Source organism: Streptococcus sp. GMD1S, from assembly GCF_000296875.1.
GTDB lineage: Bacteria > Bacillota > Bacilli > Lactobacillales > Streptococcaceae > Streptococcus.
In genome coordinates, this window is the sequence record NZ_AJQY01000159.1 from 1 (window position 1) to 1,175 (window position 1,175).

General features: G+C 37.2%; 1 protein-coding gene and 1 pseudogene. Both read right to left on the minus strand.

Features of this window, described 5'->3' with window-relative positions:
* Nucleotides 1–588 (minus strand): MBL fold metallo-hydrolase (locus GMD1S_RS07930; protein WP_000065607.1); only part of this gene is annotated, 588 nt, incomplete at its 3' end.
* Nucleotides 589–1,088: 500 nt separating this feature from the next.
* A pseudogene (locus GMD1S_RS12150) lies at nt 1,089–1,175 on the minus strand (hydrolase); the annotation flags it as partial.

The following is a 1,175-nucleotide window of genomic DNA, read 5'->3' on the forward strand; positions in this document are numbered from 1 at the left end:
TGCATTGGCTGAATCACTGAGGAGCGCCAAGACACCATCACGACCGATTTCTGCCAAACGAGCAAAATCCGTCGCATAGGATTCGCTAGCTGTCTGGTCAAACTTGAAGTCCCCTGTATAAACGATGCTACCTTCAGCTGTTTTCAGGACTATTCCCAAACTTTCTGGGATAGAGTGAGTTGTACGGAAGAAGGAAACCACAGTCCCTCCAAAATCAATCTCCGTATCTTCATCAATCACATGGAAGTCATTGAATTTCTTAACCGTATCATTTCCTTTGACAAAGAGTTTGGCCAACTCAATGGTCAACTCAGAACCAAATACAGGCACCTTAGCCTCTGCCAAAAGATAAGGCAGGGCACCAATGGCATCTGCATGTCCGTGGGTCAAAAAGACCCCTGCGATACGATCGCTATTTTCAAAAAGGTAGTCCATATTTGGAATGACGACATCAACACCTAGTTGTTCATTTTCAGGGTATTTAAGCCCCGCATCCAAAACAAAAATAGAACCATCGATTTCAGCGATGTACATATTTTTACCATTTTCTCGTACACCACCTAGTGTTGTTAAACTAATATTACTCATTTTCCCTCCGAAACTTCATTTATCTTGATTATAGGGCGAATTTACCCTCTTATTCTAAAAGTTCTAAAACTTCCAGCCGAATCTTTTCCTACCATTATACCATTTTTTTGATTATTTTCAAAACGAAGATCGGTTTTTAACTAGAGATTAGTCACTACTGTGAATCGAATTCTTTTACTTTGACTTCTCTTTTGGAGGCTTCATCTAAGATAATAGAACGATTGTACCATCAAAATTATGGACTTTCTGAATCAATTTGATTTCAGATACCTTTCTCGAACTCTAAATTTTTCTTTTAGTTCAAAAAACTTGCTTTTACCTCTCGACTTGAGAACTATTTCCTACAAAGACATGGTTTATCTACATCCAAAAGCGAAAATTTCCTGTTCGCTACAGAATCTAAAAAATTTTCAGCAATTAGCCACTAAGATAGAGGATAACGTTAGGAAATTTCTTCAAAAAGAAAAAAGACTTAGAAATTCTAAATCTTTTTATCATCTTTAGTTTGGATAGATATAAGTGACGTTACCTAAAAATTCATGAGGATTAAAGAAGCCACGGTAATTTGCAATCTGCTTTTGACGTCT